The sequence below is a fragment of the Streptococcus sp. NM genome, assembly GCF_003390135.1.
Taxonomy (GTDB): Bacteria; Bacillota; Bacilli; order Lactobacillales; family Streptococcaceae; genus Streptococcus.
In genome coordinates this window covers 69,644-84,435 of the sequence record NZ_QUOS01000003.1, presented here as the reverse complement: position 1 = coordinate 84,435, position 14,792 = coordinate 69,644, and the positions used below count along the sequence as shown (strand labels likewise).

Below are 14,792 nucleotides of genomic sequence, written 5' to 3'. Positions count from 1 at the left end.
TGATGGAAACATCGGGCTTTTAAGTTTACACAAATCTAGATAGTTAAATGAAACAAAATTTTAAATCTTTTTTACTCTCTAAATTCTGAAAAAAATCCGAAAAAGAATGTGTAAGATATAGTTACTTTTAGAAATATTAAATAGAATAGGAGAACATCATGGAACAAAGTATTACCATTAAAAATTTATGTAAGTCGTATGGCCAAGCTCAAATTTTAAAAGATATTTCTTTTGAAGCAAAAGCAGGTAGAGTGACTGCTTTCCTAGGTCCAAATGGAGCTGGAAAAAGTTCAACCTTACGTATTTTATTAGGATTAGACAAAGCAACATCTGGTCTTACCAAAATTGGAGATCAAACTTATAAGGAATTAAAATTTCCTCTAAAGACTGTAGGAGCTTCATTTGACAGTGTAGGTGCTCCTGATGATCGGACTGTTTATCAACATTTGAAAATTGTTGCTGCTAGTAATGGGATATCCAGTCAGCGAATTGATCAAGTCTTGGATATGGTGGATATTAGCCATAAGAAAAAATCTAAAATTGGGAAATTATCATTAGGAGAAGGACAACGATTAGGAATTGCAACAGCTCTATTAGGAAATCCTCAATATCTGATATTGGATGAACCAACTAATGGGTTGGATCCAAGAGGAATTCGGTGGTTTAGAGAGTTTATAAAAAAACAAGCTCAAGAAGGGAAGACAGTCTTGCTATCATCTCATATATTATCGGAAGTGGAAGCAGTAACAGATGATGTAGTTATCATAAATAAAGGAAAAGTTCTTATAAAAGGCACTTTACAAGAAGTGATGAAAAATCTTTCTTCACTAGAAGAAGTCTTCTTTAGTTTAACAGAGGGAGGAAAGTGACATGGCACTTATATACTCTCTTCATTCTGAAATATTGAAATTGCTTTATAGGAGAGCTACTCATGTTGTATTATTCTTGATACTGGTATTTCAAACGTTTTTAGCAAATATTGGTGCTTCTCAAATTGTTTCAGTTGGTATCCATGCTACACCAGAGACAAATCCAGAATTAGCAGAAGCTATACCTCCTATTGAATTTTTAGGTTTTGATGTCACTTTATTTGGTGTTTTTATTATGATTATCCTAGGTTCAATTTACGGAGCCGAGGAGTATAAATGCTCTGCTATTCGTACAAGTCTCCTCTCTATTACAAATCGAAGTATTTTCCTAGTTTCAAAAACATTAGTTTGGCTTGTATTTTCTTTTTTCATTTCTTTTCTATCAATATTCCTTACGATTAACATGACACATTATGTTTTAGGACAAGATGGCTTATTGCTTTTTTCACTAAATGGAACAGTTTGGTTCTATATGTTTTTAGCCAGTATAGCTTGGACTTTGTTGGGACTTCTAGCCTATATTATGGCTTTGACATTTAAAACAGCCATTGTTCCTCTATTATTTTTGCTTCCCCAAGTCTACAATTTAGGAACATTCTTAGCAAACTATATATCGGTTGCAAAATTTCTTCCAGTTGCATTGGGGCAAGGATTGATTGCTACATCTCCTCAAATTTTAGAACATAATAGTTTACAAAATATTTTATTTTTACTTTGTTGGAACTTCTCATTCTTGGCTTTAGCAATCTACCGATTACTTAAGTCAGATATTGGAGGAGGTGAATAAGTTGAAAGAGCAACTTAAAAGTGAGTATCTCAAGTTTATGATGAATCCTTGGCACTGGTTGGTTATAGGTGCTCTATTACTGTGTGTTCCAGCGTTAGTTATTTTTTTAAATAGTAAGCCAGACCAGTTGACTCTACAGTTTGTTTTGGAACAGCTACTGCAAAGTCTCTATTTAGGACAGGCAGGTTTCGTTAGTCTAGCGGCTCTATTTATAGGTCAAGAATTTACAGGTTCTAGCCTTCGTACCAGTTTTCTTACCTGTCCAAATCGTTTGAAATTTATAATATCTAAACTAGCTATTCTATTATGTATTGAAATTATCCTATTGGTCGCTGTAATATCATTATGCGTACTAATCGCCCAAGGATACTACAATATCAATCTTTTGAGCAATATTAAACATGTTCTAACAATTCTATTTCCAGCTTGTATTTCTATTCTAACCTTCGCTCTTTTAAGTGGTATTTTTGTATTTATTTCCCAGTCTTTTATCTTAATTTTGGGAATCAGTTTATCCCTTTTATTAGGGTTGGGGCAAATGTTACTACAATTCAGTTCTTTTTTTAGAAATTTACCATTACTAGCTAGTATGAATTGTTTTTATACCTATCCATTGTCTCTTTATTATCCAGTGTGGCAAGGCTTAGGAATACAAATAGTTTGGTTGTTAATTGTTTTTCTATTTGCTACATTGATACTTATAGGAAAAAATTTACGCTAAAGACAGGGGATATCCTGTCTTTTTCTCAGGTAGTGCTATAATATATTCAGGAGGGTGAGTTATGGCTTATAAAATTTTGGTTGTAGATGATGATCTTGCTATTCTTCGCCTAATAAAAAAAGTACTAGAATATGAAAAATATGAAGTAGTCATACGAAATAAGATAGAAGAGATTGATCTTTGTGATTTTACAGGCTTTGACTTGATTCTATTAGATATTATGATGCCTGTTAGTGGTTTAGAAATCTGTCAGATAATTCGCGAGCAGATAACTGTTCCTATCTGTTTTATAACTGCCAAGGATATGGATGAAGACTTAGTAGCTGGAATCAATGCAGGTGCTGATGATTATATTATGAAGCCCTTTAGTATGCAAGAACTTTTAGCACGTGTTAAAATGCACTTGCGTCGTGAAGAACGGACTAAAGGAAATGTTCATCAAATAAAGATTGGGAAGCTTATACTATATACGGATAGTAAGGAACTATTTGTAAACGATGATAAGATTGCTCTGACAAGGAGGGAATTTGACATAGTGAATCTTTTGGCAAGCAACCCAAGTAAAATATATTCTATAGAGGAAATTTATAATTATCTATATCCACAAAGTTCAGGAGCTCTTTTACGTTCGGTTTCAGAGTATATTTATCAAATTCGTCAAAAGCTGAAACCTTATCAATTAAATCCAATTAAAACCTTGTACGGTGGAGGATATCAATGGGTAGAATCAAAAGTTTTAGACAATTAATTCGAGAAACCTGTTGGAGAATTATTTGGCAGTTTAGTCTTGGCTTACTAATGGCCTATCTTATTCCCTTAGCTTCAGTATCTATACAAATAAACGAAGATGGGAAACCTTTAAACAATAGTGGTGTTCTATCAATCTTTTTCAATGTGTCATCGTGGATATATATTTGTGTTTTATTGATTGTTCTAATAAGTTATCACATTGGAAAATTGTTGAAAAAACTGAGTTATGAAATGACTTTAATTTATGAAAATAGTATGTGGTTGGAGAGGGAATGTACAGAAAGTTTAACAGTTAAAGAATTTCGTGAGACAGGAAATCGGATTATTATGATGCAAGATAGAATTCGACAATTAATAGTTGATGAGAAAGAACAGAAAGAAGATTTGATGTTTCAGGTTTCAGCAGCTTCTCATGATTTAAAGACACCCTTAACCATTATTAGGGGAAATGTAGAATTCTTGCAGGCGATAACTGAAAACGACCAATCTCAAGAATGCTTAGCAGATATAGAAAGAGCTAGTCAACAGTTACTAGATTATTTCAATCAATTGATTCACTATTCTAAAACCTATTATGATGATGAGACAGGTTGGACGGAGTATTCCTCTTCAGATTTTATCAATGAATTAGAGAAAGAAGTCTCTTTTTTGATAAAAAATCAGATGAAGTTTTCTTTTGAACAAAATGTGAAAGGAACTGAAAACTATTATATAAATCCATCTCTTCTGATTCGTGCCATACAAAATATTTTAACAAATGCTTTGGAATACGCCGATAAACAGAACCCTAAAATTAAAATTAGAGTAGAGCAAGAGGGGAAGGAATTGAAAATAGGTATATGGAATAATGGTTCGGAATTTCCAGAGGAAGTTTTAACTAATTTTGGAAAGCTCTTTTATCGTATGGATAAAGCTAGATCGGTTAAAGAGCAACATTATGGTATTGGACTTAGTTTTGTATGTAGAGTTGCAAAACTACACAAAGGCCGAGTTGAGCTTAGAAATAGAGACGCGGGAGCAGAAGTTTTAATAACTGTGAATTGTATTAAATCATAGTGATTTACTTGTTAATTATGATTGAATATATTTTATATGTGAGCTTTTAAACTATTTAACTTTTTTGACTAGTATAAGATGTAACGGTAGATAATAAAAACGAATGATGATATCTAGTTGATGAAAACTATTTATCATTCATTCGTTTTTTAATTATTGGATAATTTACGTAGCTTTATCTCGAACGTTGTTTTCCAGCGTTGCGATTTTTTTGTTTTTTCTTGCTTGTGATAGCAGTTGGTTGTTCAGGAGTAACGTCTTTTCGTCCACTTGGTGTAGAGAAAGCACGTGCTTTTGGTGGGTTCTTGGCTAGTTCTTCACGGACTTTTTTGCGAAGTTTTGGACGAACGATATAGTTGACGATAAACTGTTGGAGAATCATCATGAAACCACCGACAACCCAGTAAAGTGTGACACTGGCTGGTGAGAAGAGGGAGAAGACGACGATCATGAGTGGGCTCATGTAAATCATTTTCTTAATCTGTTCTCTTTGCATTTCATCTTCTACTCCGTGAAGTGAAAGGAGCGATTGAAGATAGTAAAGGACACCTGCGCAGGCAACCAAAATCATACTTGGAGAACCTAGAGGAATGCCTAGGTAGCTTGCTTGAGCAACCCCTTCAGTATGTTGGGCAGCAAAGTAAATTGCAGAGAAGAAAGGCATTTGAAGGAGGATAGGGAAACATCCTACACCACCAAACATGCTGATGCCGTGCTCTTTTTGAGCGGCAAAGAGAGCTTGTTGGGCTTCAAGTTTTTCTTCTTGAGTAGTCGCTTCCTTGAGACGTGTTTGATGTGGTTCAAGGACGTGCTTGAGGGCGTTCATCTTTTCAGAGTGAAGCGTTGCCTTCCATGATTGGTAGATACCAAGAGGCAAGATAATCAAGCGCACGATAATGGTTACGATGATGATACCAACACCAAAACCAAGTCCCTTGTCATTGGCGAAGTACTTGATGGCTTCAGCCATAGGAGCTCCAATCGTATTCCAAATAAATCCTGTTGGCTGGCCTGTGGCTTTATCGACATTGACACAGCCAGTCAAGACTAGTAACATAGCCACTCCCATAGCTGAGAGTGCAAAACGTTTAATAGATTTCACTGTTTTTATTCCTTCTTTAAAAATTATACCTTTCTATTCTACTGTTTTTTTACAAAATATACAATAGTTCTAGAGACCTAATTTGCGATTTTAAAGTCAGGGTAGGGAGGAAAGTTGCTCAGTTTGACATCTAAGTAGCTGACTTTTGAAAAAGGTGTGGGTCCTTTGCGGATTTCTTGGATAAATTTTGCCATGGTAGCAGATGAGTTTGCTTGGGCTAAAATTTCCACTGTGCCATCGTCGTTATTCCATACTCGACCTGTGATGCCACCAATTTCAAGTGCTAAGCTGTAAACACCCCAACGAAAGCCGACTCCTTGCACCCTACCTTGGGCAATCATTCTAACCTTTTGCATACCAAACCCCTTTGATTGTGTTATAATATTTCTATGACTATTATAACCTCAAAAGCCAATTCTGTGGTAAAAAATGCCAAGAAATTACACCAAAAAAAATACCGCAAGTCTGCTTATTTGATTGAAGGCTGGCACTTGTTTGAAGAAGCTGTTCAAGCTGGAGTGACGATTGAGAAAATCTTTGCCCTAGAAAGTTATCGAGAACAGTTAGCTGCTTTTTCGCAAACTGTCTGGGTGTCAGAGGATATTTTGCTAGATTTGGCGGATTCTCAGACTCCACAGGGAATCGTTGCGGTGGTTCAAAAAGAAGAAGTAGGGCAAGCTGACTTTAGTCAGGGAAAGTTCTTGTTTTTGGAAGATGTGCAAGATCCTGGTAATGTGGGAACTATCATTCGGACTGCGGATGCAGCAGGTTTTACTGGAGTGATTGTTTCAGATAAATCGGCAGATATATACAGTCTCAAGACTCTACGTTCCATGCAAGGCAGTCATTTCCACCTGCCCATTTATAGGATGTCGAGTCAAGCGCTTCTGAAGGAAACCAAAGAGGCAGGTATCTCAGTGCTGGCAACAACCCTATCTAAAGATTCTGTTGATTACAGAGAACTGCCTCCTATAGAAAATTTTGTACTAGTCATGGGAAATGAGGGTCAAGGAATTAGTCCCCTCATGGTTGAAAGTGCAGACCAGTTGGTCCACATTAGTATGAAGGGGCAGGCGGAGAGTTTGAATGTTGCCGTTGCGGCCGGTATTTTAATTTTCCATTTAAGCTAATTTTAACTTTCTTTGTTATAATCAAGGAAAGATGTTCATAGAAAAGGAGAAAAGATGAATCACACTATTATTCATGACCGCGCAGGTCTCAATCAATTTTACGCTAAGGTTTATGCCTTTGTTGGTCTGGGAATCGGACTATCCGCTTTAGTATCAGGTCTTATGTTGACGGTCTTTCAATCTCAGTTGGTTTACTTTTTGATGCAGGGACGTCTCTGGTTGACCATTGCTACTTTTGCGGAGTTGGCCTTGGTTTTCGTTGCCAGTAACATGGCCTTAAAGAATAGTCCAGCTGCTCTTCCAGTATTTTTACTTTACTCAGTATTAAACGGCTTTACCCTCAGTTTTGTGGTGGCCTTCTATACTCCAGGTACAGTTTTATCTGCCTTTGTATCAAGCGCCCTTCTCTTCTTTGTCATGGCGGCAGTCGGTATGTTCACCAAGAAAGATTTGAGTGGCCTTGGTCGGGCTATGATGGCGGCTCTTATCGGTTTGTTGATTGCTATGGTAGTCAATATTTTCTTGGCTAGTGGTTTCTTTGATTATATGATTAGCGTAGCCATGGTTTTGGTTTTCTCAGGGCTGATTGCTTGGGACAACCAAAAAATTCGCTATGCCTATGAGCAATCACAAGGTCGTGTAGCGACAGGTTGGGTTGTGTCAATGGCTCTTAGTATCTATCTTGATTTTATCAATCTTTTCCTAAGTATTCTACGTATCTTTGGTCGCAATGACTAGAAGGTCCCTAACATCAGTGTTCGAAGGAGCACTGATTTTTTCGTATTTGCTCTTTCCTTTTCTTGAAAATAGGTGTATAATGCTTTTAACTAATTTTTGAGGAGTAGTTTATGAAGAAAAGTTTTATTCATCAACAAGAAGAGATTTCCTTTGTCAAAAACACTTTTACCCAGTATTTGAAAGATAAGTTAGAAGTTGTCGAAGTTCAAGGTCCTATCTTGAGTAGGGTCGGCGATGGTATGCAGGACAACTTATCAGGTGTGGAGAATGCCGTATCGGTCAAGGTTCTCCAAATCCCTGATGCTACTTATGAAGTGGTGCACTCCCTTGCTAAATGGAAACGCCATACTTTGGCTCGTTTTGGTTTCGGTGAGGGAGAAGGTCTTTTTGTCCACATGAAGGCCCTTCGTCCAGACGAAGATTCGCTGGATGCGACCCACTCTGTTTATGTTGACCAGTGGGACTGGGAGAAAGTTATCCCAAATGGTAAACGTAATATCGCTTATCTAAAAGAAACAGTTGAGAAGATTTACAAGGCTATTCGCCTTACTGAGCTAGCTGTTGAAGCCCGCTATGACATCGAATCAATCTTGCCAAAACAAATCACTTTTATCCACACAGAAGAGTTGGTAGAACGCTACCCAGACTTGACACCAAAAGAGCGTGAAAATGCTATCTGTAAAGAATTTGGAGCAGTCTTCTTGATCGGTATCGGTGGTGAATTACCAGACGGTAAACCGCACGATGGACGTGCACCAGACTACGATGACTGGACAAGCGAGTCTGAAAATGGCTACAAGGGTCTAAATGGTGATATTCTTGTCTGGAATGAGTCTCTGGGTGGAGCCTTTGAGTTGTCTTCTATGGGAATCCGTGTAGACGAAGAAACGCTTCGCCGTCAGGTTGCCATCACAGGTGATGAAGACCGTTTAGAATTGGAATGGCACAAGGCTTTGTTGAACGGCCTATTCCCATTGACAATCGGTGGAGGAATTGGACAATCTCGGATGGCCATGTTCCTACTTCGCAAGAAACACATCGGAGAGGTGCAAACAAGTGTTTGGCCTCAAGAAGTCCGCGATACTTACGAAAATATTTTGTAGAGAATCGAACCGCAAGGTTCGGTTTTCTTTCTCTTTTTGTCCATAATTTGGTATAATAAACGGTATGAAAATCGTATCAGGAATCTATGGGGGACGTCCCCTCAAGACACTAGAAGGCAAGACGACAAGACCTACTTCGGATAAGGTTAGGGGAGCCATTTTTAACATGATTGGTCCCTACTTTGAAGGGGGACGAGTCTTGGACCTTTATGCAGGTAGTGGTGGTTTATCTATCGAGGCAGTATCGCGTGGCATGTTCAGCGCTGTTTTGGTGGAACGAGACCGTAAGGCTCAGGCTATTGTGGCTGAAAATATCCAGATGACCAAGGAAGTTGAGAAATTTCAACTTCTCAAGATGGAAGCAGAAAGGGCATTGGAACAGGTATCTGGGGAATTTGACCTCATTTTCTTAGACCCTCCTTATGCCAAGGAACAAATCGTAGCAGATATTGAAAAAATGGATGAGAAAGAGCTTTTTTCTGAAGATGTCATGGTCGTGTGTGAGACGGATAAGGCCGTCGAACTTCCAGAAGAAATTGCCTGCCTGGGTATCTGGAAGGAAAAAATTTATGGAATTAGTAAGGTGACAGTTTATGTCAGATAAGATTGGCTTATTCACAGGCTCATTTGATCCGATGACAAATGGGCATCTGGATATGATTGAACGGGCGAGCAGACTCTTTGATAAGCTCTATGTCGGTATTTTTTTCAATCCCCATAAACAAGGATTTCTCCCTCTTGAAAATCGTAAACGGGGACTAGAAAAGGCTTTGGAACATTTGGGGAATGTTGAAGTCGTGTTTTCTCATGATGAATTGGTGGTTGATGTTGCAAAAAGACTGGGGGCTACTTTCCTAGTGCGAGGCTTGAGAAATGCGTCGGATTTGCAATATGAAGCCAGTTTTGATTACTACAACCATCAGCTGTCTCCTAATATAGAGACCATTTATTTACATAGTCGACCTGAACATCTCTATCTCAGTTCATCCGGTGTTAGAGAGCTTTTGAAATTTAGTCAGGACATTGCCTGCTATGTTCCCGAGAGTATTTTGGAGGAAATAAGAAATGAAAAAAAAGATTAGATGGCCCTTATATGTCATTGCGGCCTTGATTGTGACTTTCTTGGCATTTGTAGTGCCCTTGCCCTACTATATAGAGGTTCCAGGTGGTTCGGAAGATATTCGCCAAGTCCTTAAAGTCAATGACACAGAAGATAAGGAAGCTGGTGCCTATCAATTCGTTACGGTTGGTGTTCAGCACGCTACTTTATCCCATATGATTTATGCGTGGTTGACGCCTTTTACAGATATTCGTAGTGCCCAAGAGACTACAGGTGGCTCTTCTGATGTTGAATTTATGCGGATTAATCAATTCTACATGCAAACATCGCAAAATATGGCCAAGTATCAAGGGCTAAAAACAGCTGGTAAAGATATTGAACTTAAATATCTTGGGGTTTATGTTTTGACTGTGACGGATAATTCGACCTTTAAAGGGATTCTCAACATCTCTGATACGGTCACAGCAGTCAATGATCAAACCTTTGACAGTTCCAAAGACTTGATTGATTACGTCAATTCTCAAAAACTAGGGGACTCCGTCAAGGTCACCTATGAAGAGGATGGGCAAACCAAGTCTGCAGAAGGTAAGATTATCACCTTGGAAAATGGCAAAAATGGGATTGGAATCGGCTTGATTGACCGTACAGAAGTGACCAGTGATGTCCCAATTCGCTTTTCAACAGCCGGTATCGGCGGTCCAAGTGCAGGTCTCATGTTTAGTCTGGCCATCTATACCCAAATAGCTGACCCTGGTCTTCGTAATGGTCGTATCGTTGCCGGTACAGGAACCATTGACCGCGATGGGAATGTGGGGGATATTGGAGGTATTGATAAAAAAGTTGTAGCTTCGGCTAGAGAAGGTGCCGCGATTTTCTTTGCCCCTGATAACCCTGTTAGCGAAGAAGAACAAAAAGCGCATCCTGATGCTAAAAACAACTACCAAACAGCCCTAGAAGCAGCCAAAACAATCAAGACTGATATGAAAATCGTGCCAGTTAAAACTCTACAAGATGCAATTGATTACTTGAAAAACAATCCCTAGTTTTGGAGTGAAGTTTCCAAACTAGCGCACAAACAGAGAAGATGGTATAATAGTCAAATGGTTCAATTATTATTCACTCTAAGTAGTCACATGCTCTTTATTTATGTGAGTTTTTACCTTTTAAAGGATCTTGTTAGATGGGAAAAGGTTTTAAAAGTGACAGCTGAGAATACAGGCAAAGTTCGTTTACTAGTAGCCTTTTTCAGCATTGTCATGGGCTATATCTTGAGTTCTTTCTTTATCAGCCTGTATCAGTTGTGGCAAGAAGCGCTTAGAGGATTATTATAAAATCAAATGCAAAGGAAATAAGTATGGAAAAAATTGTGGTTCAAGGTGGCGATAATCGTCTGGTAGGAAGTGTTACGATCGAAGGAGCAAAGAATGCAGTCTTGCCCTTGTTAGCAGCGACTATTCTAGCAAGTGAAGGAAAGACCGTCTTGCAGAACGTTCCTATCTTGTCAGATGTTTTCACTATGAATCAGGTGGTTCGTGGTTTAAATGCCAAGGTGGATTTTGATGAGGAGGCTCATCTTGTCGAGGTGGACGCGACTGGCGATATCACTGAGGAAGCTCCTTACAAGTATGTCAGCAAGATGCGTGCATCTATCGTTGTCTTGGGACCAATTCTTTCCCGTGTAGGTCATGCCAAGGTATCCATGCCAGGTGGTTGTACGATTGGTATCCGTCCTATTGATCTTCATTTGAAAGGTCTGGAAGCTATGGGGGCTAAGATTAGTCAGACAGCTGGTTATATCGAAGCCAAGGCTGATCGCTTACATGGAGCTCATATCTACATGGACTTCCCAAGTGTTGGTGCTACGCAGAACTTGATGATGGCAGCGACTCTGGCTGATGGGGTGACAGTGATTGAAAATGCTGCGCGTGAGCCTGAGATTGTGGATCTAGCCATTCTCCTCAATGAAATGGGAGCTAAGGTTAAGGGTGCTGGTACAGAGACCATTACCATTACCGGTGTTGAGAAACTTCATGGTACGACTCACAATGTAGTCCAAGACCGTATCGAAGCAGGAACCTTTATGGTAGCTGCTGCCATGACTGGTGGTGATGTCTTGATTCGAGACGCTGTCTGGGAGCATAACCGTCCCTTGATTGCCAAGTTGCTTGAAATGGGAGTGGAAGTGACAGAGGAAACTGAAGGAATTCGAGTTCGCTCTCAACTAGAAAATCTAAAAGCTGTTCATGTGAAAACCTTGCCCCACCCAGGATTTCCAACAGATATGCAGGCTCAATTTACAGCCTTGATGACCGTCGCAAAAGGGGAATCAACTATGGTGGAGACAGTTTTCGAAAATCGTTTCCAACATCTAGAAGAAATGCGTCGCATGGGCTTGCACTCTGAGATTATCCGTGATACAGCTCGTATTGTTGGTGGTCAACCTTTGCAGGGGGCAGAAGTTCTTTCAACTGACCTTCGTGCCAGTGCAGCCTTGATTTTGACAGGTTTGGTAGCACAAGGAGAAACTGTAGTTGGTAAATTGGTTCACTTGGATAGAGGTTACTACCGTTTCCATGAGAAGTTGGCGCAGCTAGGTGCTAAGATTCAGCGGATTGAGGCAAGTGATGAAGATGAATAAGAAATCAAGCTACGTAATCAAGCGTTTACTTCTAGTCATTTTGGTACTGTTTTTAGGTGCTCTAGCCCTAGGAATTGGCTTAATGGTAGGTTATGGAATCTTGGGCAAGGGTCAAGATCCATGGGCTATCCTGTCTCCAGCAAAATGGCAGGAATTGATTCATAAATTTACAGGAAATTAGGCTGGTAGACCAGCCTTTTTCTAGAGATAAGGAGAAATATGAACAAAAAAACAAGACAGACACTAATCGGACTGCTAGTGTTATTGCTTTTATCTGCCGGTAGCTATTATATCAAGCAGATGCAGTCGACAGCTAATAGTCCTAAAACTAAGGTGAGTCAGAAAAAACAAGCGTCTGAAGCTCCTAGTCAAGAATTGGCAGAAAGTGTCTTAACAGATGCAGTCAAGAGTCAAATAAAAGGGAGTCTTGAGTGGAATGGCTCAGGTGCTTTTATTGTCAATGGTAATCAAACAAACCTAGATGCCAAGGTTTCAAGTAAACCCTACGCTGATAATAAAACAAAGGCAGTGGGCAAGGAAACCGTGCCAACTGTAGCAAATGCCCTCTTGTCTAAGGCTACTCGCCAGTATAAAAATCGTGAAGAAACTGGGAATGGTTCGACTTCATGGACTCCTCCAGGCTGGCATCAGGTTAAGAATCTAAAGGGATCTTATACCCATGCGGTCGATAGAGGTCACTTGTTAGGCTATGCCTTAATCGGCGGTTTGGATGGTTTTGACGCCTCAACAAGCAATCCTAAAAACATTGCTGTTCAGACGGCATGGGCAAACCAGGCGCAGGCCGAGGATTCGACCGGGCAAAACTACTATGAAAGCATGGTACGCAAGGCCTTGGATAAAAACAAGCGTGTCCGTTACCGTGTAACCCTTTATTATGCTTCAAACGAGGATTTAGTTCCTTCGGCTTCACAGATTGAAGCCAAGTCTTCAGACGGAGAATTGGAATTTAATGTCCTAGTTCCCAATGTTCAAAAGGGACTTCAATTGGATTACCGAACTGGAGAAGTGACTGTTACTCAGTAAAATATAACATAAACTCCTATGTCACTTGTGGATATAGGAGTTCTTTCTTACTAGTTTAAGCAGGGCTACAATAGACACTGATACTCAATGAAAATCAAAGTGCAAACTAGGAAGCTAGCCGCAGGTTGCTCAAAGCACAGTTTTGAGGTTGCAGATAAAGCTGACGTGGTTTGAAGAGATTTTCGAAGAGTATGGGAAAAATAATATGTACTGGACTATATTTTGTGATATAATAAAGGATAAGATACTATTTTAGGAGAAGAACTATGGAAGACCCAAGTAGTCAGAATTTGTTGCTACAATTTGTTTTATTGTTTATCTTGACGGTGTTAAATGCCTTTTTCTCAGCCACAGAAATGGCCATGGTGTCACTAAATCGTGCGCGGGTTGAACAAAAGGCAGAAGAAGGAGATAGACGCTATATCCGTCTGCTGAAGGTACTAGAAAATCCTAACCACTTTTTATCAACCATTCAAGTAGGGATTACCCTGATTACAATCTTATCAGGGGCGAGTTTGGCAGAAACTCTGGGACGAGAAATTGCATCTTGGCTTGGAAATGGCGAAACAGCTTATGCCGTTGCAAGTTTTCTATCTTTAGCATTTTTGACTTATATTTCCATCGTTTTTGGGGAATTATACCCTAAGAGAATCGCTCTTAATCTAAAGGATGCCTTGGCGATTCGTACAGCGCCAGTTATCATTGGGCTGGGGAAACTAGTTAGTCCCTTTGTTTGGCTCTTATCTGCATCTACCAATCTCTTGAGTCGCTTGACTCCGATGACCTTTGACGATGCTGACGAAAAAATGACCCGTGATGAAATTGAGTACATGTTGACAAATAGTGAAGAAACACTAGATGCTGACGAAATTGAGATGTTACAAGGGATTTTCTCACTGGACGAATTAATGGCCAGAGAAGTCATGGTTCCTCGAACGGATGCCTTTATGGTCGATATTCAGGATGATAGTCAAACCATCATCCAAAGTATTTTAAAACAAAATTATTCTCGTATCCCTGTCTATGATGGAGACAAGGATAACGTGATTGGGATTATTCACACCAAGAGTCTCCTTAATGCGGGCTTTGTGGACGGTTTTGACAATATTGTTTGGAAGAGAATCTTACAAGATCCACTTTTTGTTCCTGAAACTATTTTTGTGGATGACTTATTAAAAGAACTGCGCAATACTCAAAGACAAATGGCAATCTTGCTAGATGAATACGGTGGGATGGCTGGTTTGGTGACCCTGGAAGACCTCTTAGAGGAAATCGTTGGGGAAATCGATGACGAAACAGATAAGGCTGAAATCGAAGTTCATAAAATTGGAGAAGATACTTATATTGTTCAAGGTACCATGAATCTCAATGATTTTAATGACTACTTTGATGTTGAACTGGAAAGTGATGACGTTGATACCATCGCTGGTTATTATTTGACAGGAGTTGGGACCATTCCAACGACTGAGAGACTCAGTTATGAATTAGTCAGCCAAAACAAACAACTTATCCTAACCAATGATAAGGTGAAAAATGGACGTGTTACCAAGGTAAAAGTCCAAATTACCGAAGTTGAAATAGAAGAAGAAACAGAGTAAACTAGAGGCTTTTGTCACCAGGCGTGACAAAGCTTTTTTCAGTTGATTTCAAAAGGAAATTGTGTCCTCGAAAAACTCAGCCCCAAACTTGCCTCAAAAGTTTTTTAAAGTTATACGTATTTATTCAAGGAAAAAGAAAAAAGCCCTTTAAATTGGGCTTTCTGTTTAAATGAAACCTGATAAATCAAGTTAAAGA

Annotated in this window: 18 protein-coding genes; 16 read left to right on the top strand and 2 right to left on the bottom strand. The window is 39.3% G+C overall.

Features of this window, described 5'->3' with window-relative positions; genetic code table 11:
• Positions 1 to 158 precede the first annotated feature (158 nt).
• The 5 genes from DXN33_RS06180 to DXN33_RS06160 all read left to right on the top strand — a co-directional run bounded on the left by DXN33_RS06180 (position 159) and on the right by DXN33_RS06160 (position 4,183).
• Complete coding sequence (locus tag DXN33_RS06180) at positions 159 to 869, top strand: ABC transporter ATP-binding protein (RefSeq protein WP_049551846.1); 711 nt, start codon at positions 159 to 161, stop codon at positions 867 to 869.
• Position 870: 1 nt separating this feature from the next.
• Positions 871 to 1,656 (top strand): ABC transporter permease, encoded by a 786-nt coding sequence (locus DXN33_RS06175; protein WP_049551845.1) that lies wholly within the window; start codon positions 871 to 873, stop codon positions 1,654 to 1,656.
• A 1-nt stretch (position 1,657) separates the two neighbouring features.
• Positions 1,658 to 2,377 carry an ABC transporter permease gene (locus DXN33_RS06170; RefSeq protein ID WP_115904633.1) on the top strand — a complete coding sequence of 240 codons (720 nt, stop codon included), beginning with the start codon at positions 1,658 to 1,660 and terminating at the stop codon, positions 2,375 to 2,377.
• 61 nt (positions 2,378 to 2,438) lie between these two features.
• Positions 2,439 to 3,125 carry a response regulator transcription factor gene (locus DXN33_RS06165; RefSeq protein WP_049486671.1) on the top strand — a complete coding sequence of 229 codons (687 nt, stop codon included), beginning with the start codon at positions 2,439 to 2,441 and terminating at the stop codon, positions 3,123 to 3,125.
• Positions 3,095 to 4,183 carry a sensor histidine kinase KdpD gene (locus DXN33_RS06160; protein ID WP_115904632.1) on the top strand — a complete coding sequence of 363 codons (1,089 nt, stop codon included), beginning with the start codon at positions 3,095 to 3,097 and terminating at the stop codon, positions 4,181 to 4,183. Before DXN33_RS06165 ends, DXN33_RS06160 begins: the two co-directional genes overlap by 31 nt.
• A 175-nt stretch (positions 4,184 to 4,358) precedes the next feature.
• Here DXN33_RS06160 and yidC read toward each other — a convergent pair whose 3' ends face one another.
• A complete protein-coding gene (gene yidC / locus DXN33_RS06155) occupies positions 4,359 to 5,285 on the bottom strand; it encodes a membrane protein insertase YidC (protein WP_115904631.1) in 927 nt (308 codons plus the stop codon).
• A gap of 77 nt (positions 5,286 to 5,362) precedes the next feature.
• On the bottom strand, positions 5,363 to 5,641 hold the full coding sequence (locus tag DXN33_RS06150) for an acylphosphatase (RefSeq protein WP_020901996.1): 279 nt from the start codon (positions 5,639 to 5,641) through the stop codon (positions 5,363 to 5,365).
• 33 nt (positions 5,642 to 5,674) lie between these two features.
• Here DXN33_RS06150 and DXN33_RS06145 point away from each other — a divergent pair, with 33 nt between their 5' ends.
• The 11 genes from DXN33_RS06145 to DXN33_RS06090 all read left to right on the top strand — a co-directional run bounded on the left by DXN33_RS06145 (position 5,675) and on the right by DXN33_RS06090 (position 14,596).
• Positions 5,675 to 6,415, top strand: coding sequence for an RNA methyltransferase (locus tag DXN33_RS06145; protein ID WP_115904630.1), 741 nt, complete (start codon positions 5,675 to 5,677; stop codon positions 6,413 to 6,415).
• Between the two features lie 54 nt (positions 6,416 to 6,469).
• Positions 6,470 to 7,153 (top strand): Bax inhibitor-1/YccA family protein, encoded by a 684-nt coding sequence (locus DXN33_RS06140; protein ID WP_045605511.1) that lies wholly within the window; start codon positions 6,470 to 6,472, stop codon positions 7,151 to 7,153.
• 110 nt (positions 7,154 to 7,263) lie between these two features.
• Complete coding sequence (asnA, locus tag DXN33_RS06135; protein WP_000748003.1) at positions 7,264 to 8,256, top strand: aspartate--ammonia ligase; 993 nt, start codon at positions 7,264 to 7,266, stop codon at positions 8,254 to 8,256.
• Between the two features lie 64 nt (positions 8,257 to 8,320).
• Positions 8,321 to 8,860 carry a 16S rRNA (guanine(966)-N(2))-methyltransferase RsmD gene (rsmD, locus tag DXN33_RS06130; RefSeq protein WP_004255854.1) on the top strand — a complete coding sequence of 180 codons (540 nt, stop codon included), beginning with the start codon at positions 8,321 to 8,323 and terminating at the stop codon, positions 8,858 to 8,860.
• Positions 8,850 to 9,338, top strand: coding sequence for a pantetheine-phosphate adenylyltransferase (gene coaD / locus DXN33_RS06125; RefSeq protein WP_115904629.1), 489 nt, complete (start codon positions 8,850 to 8,852; stop codon positions 9,336 to 9,338). The genes rsmD and coaD overlap by 11 nt, the downstream gene beginning before the upstream one ends.
• Positions 9,322 to 10,359 carry a SepM family pheromone-processing serine protease gene (locus DXN33_RS06120; RefSeq protein WP_049551835.1) on the top strand — a complete coding sequence of 346 codons (1,038 nt, stop codon included), beginning with the start codon at positions 9,322 to 9,324 and terminating at the stop codon, positions 10,357 to 10,359. The genes coaD and DXN33_RS06120 overlap by 17 nt, the downstream gene beginning before the upstream one ends.
• A gap of 57 nt (positions 10,360 to 10,416) precedes the next feature.
• Complete coding sequence (locus DXN33_RS06115; protein WP_079015435.1) at positions 10,417 to 10,647, top strand: DUF1146 family protein; 231 nt, start codon at positions 10,417 to 10,419, stop codon at positions 10,645 to 10,647.
• A gap of 23 nt (positions 10,648 to 10,670) precedes the next feature.
• Positions 10,671 to 11,954, top strand: a complete 1,284-nt coding sequence (murA, locus tag DXN33_RS06110; protein ID WP_115904628.1) for a UDP-N-acetylglucosamine 1-carboxyvinyltransferase — start codon at positions 10,671 to 10,673, stop codon at positions 11,952 to 11,954.
• Positions 11,947 to 12,135, top strand: a complete 189-nt coding sequence (locus DXN33_RS06105; protein ID WP_004241151.1) for a DNA-directed RNA polymerase subunit beta — start codon at positions 11,947 to 11,949, stop codon at positions 12,133 to 12,135. The genes murA and DXN33_RS06105 overlap by 8 nt, the downstream gene beginning before the upstream one ends.
• 38 nt (positions 12,136 to 12,173) lie before the next feature.
• The gene (endA, locus tag DXN33_RS06100; protein ID WP_049486664.1) at positions 12,174 to 12,998 is read left to right on the top strand and encodes a DNA-entry nuclease EndA; all 825 of its coding nucleotides are present in this window, start codon (positions 12,174 to 12,176) and stop codon (positions 12,996 to 12,998) included.
• A gap of 266 nt (positions 12,999 to 13,264) precedes the next feature.
• Positions 13,265 to 14,596 carry a hemolysin family protein gene (locus DXN33_RS06090; RefSeq protein ID WP_115904627.1) on the top strand — a complete coding sequence of 444 codons (1,332 nt, stop codon included), beginning with the start codon at positions 13,265 to 13,267 and terminating at the stop codon, positions 14,594 to 14,596.
• Positions 14,597 to 14,792 lie beyond the last annotated feature (196 nt).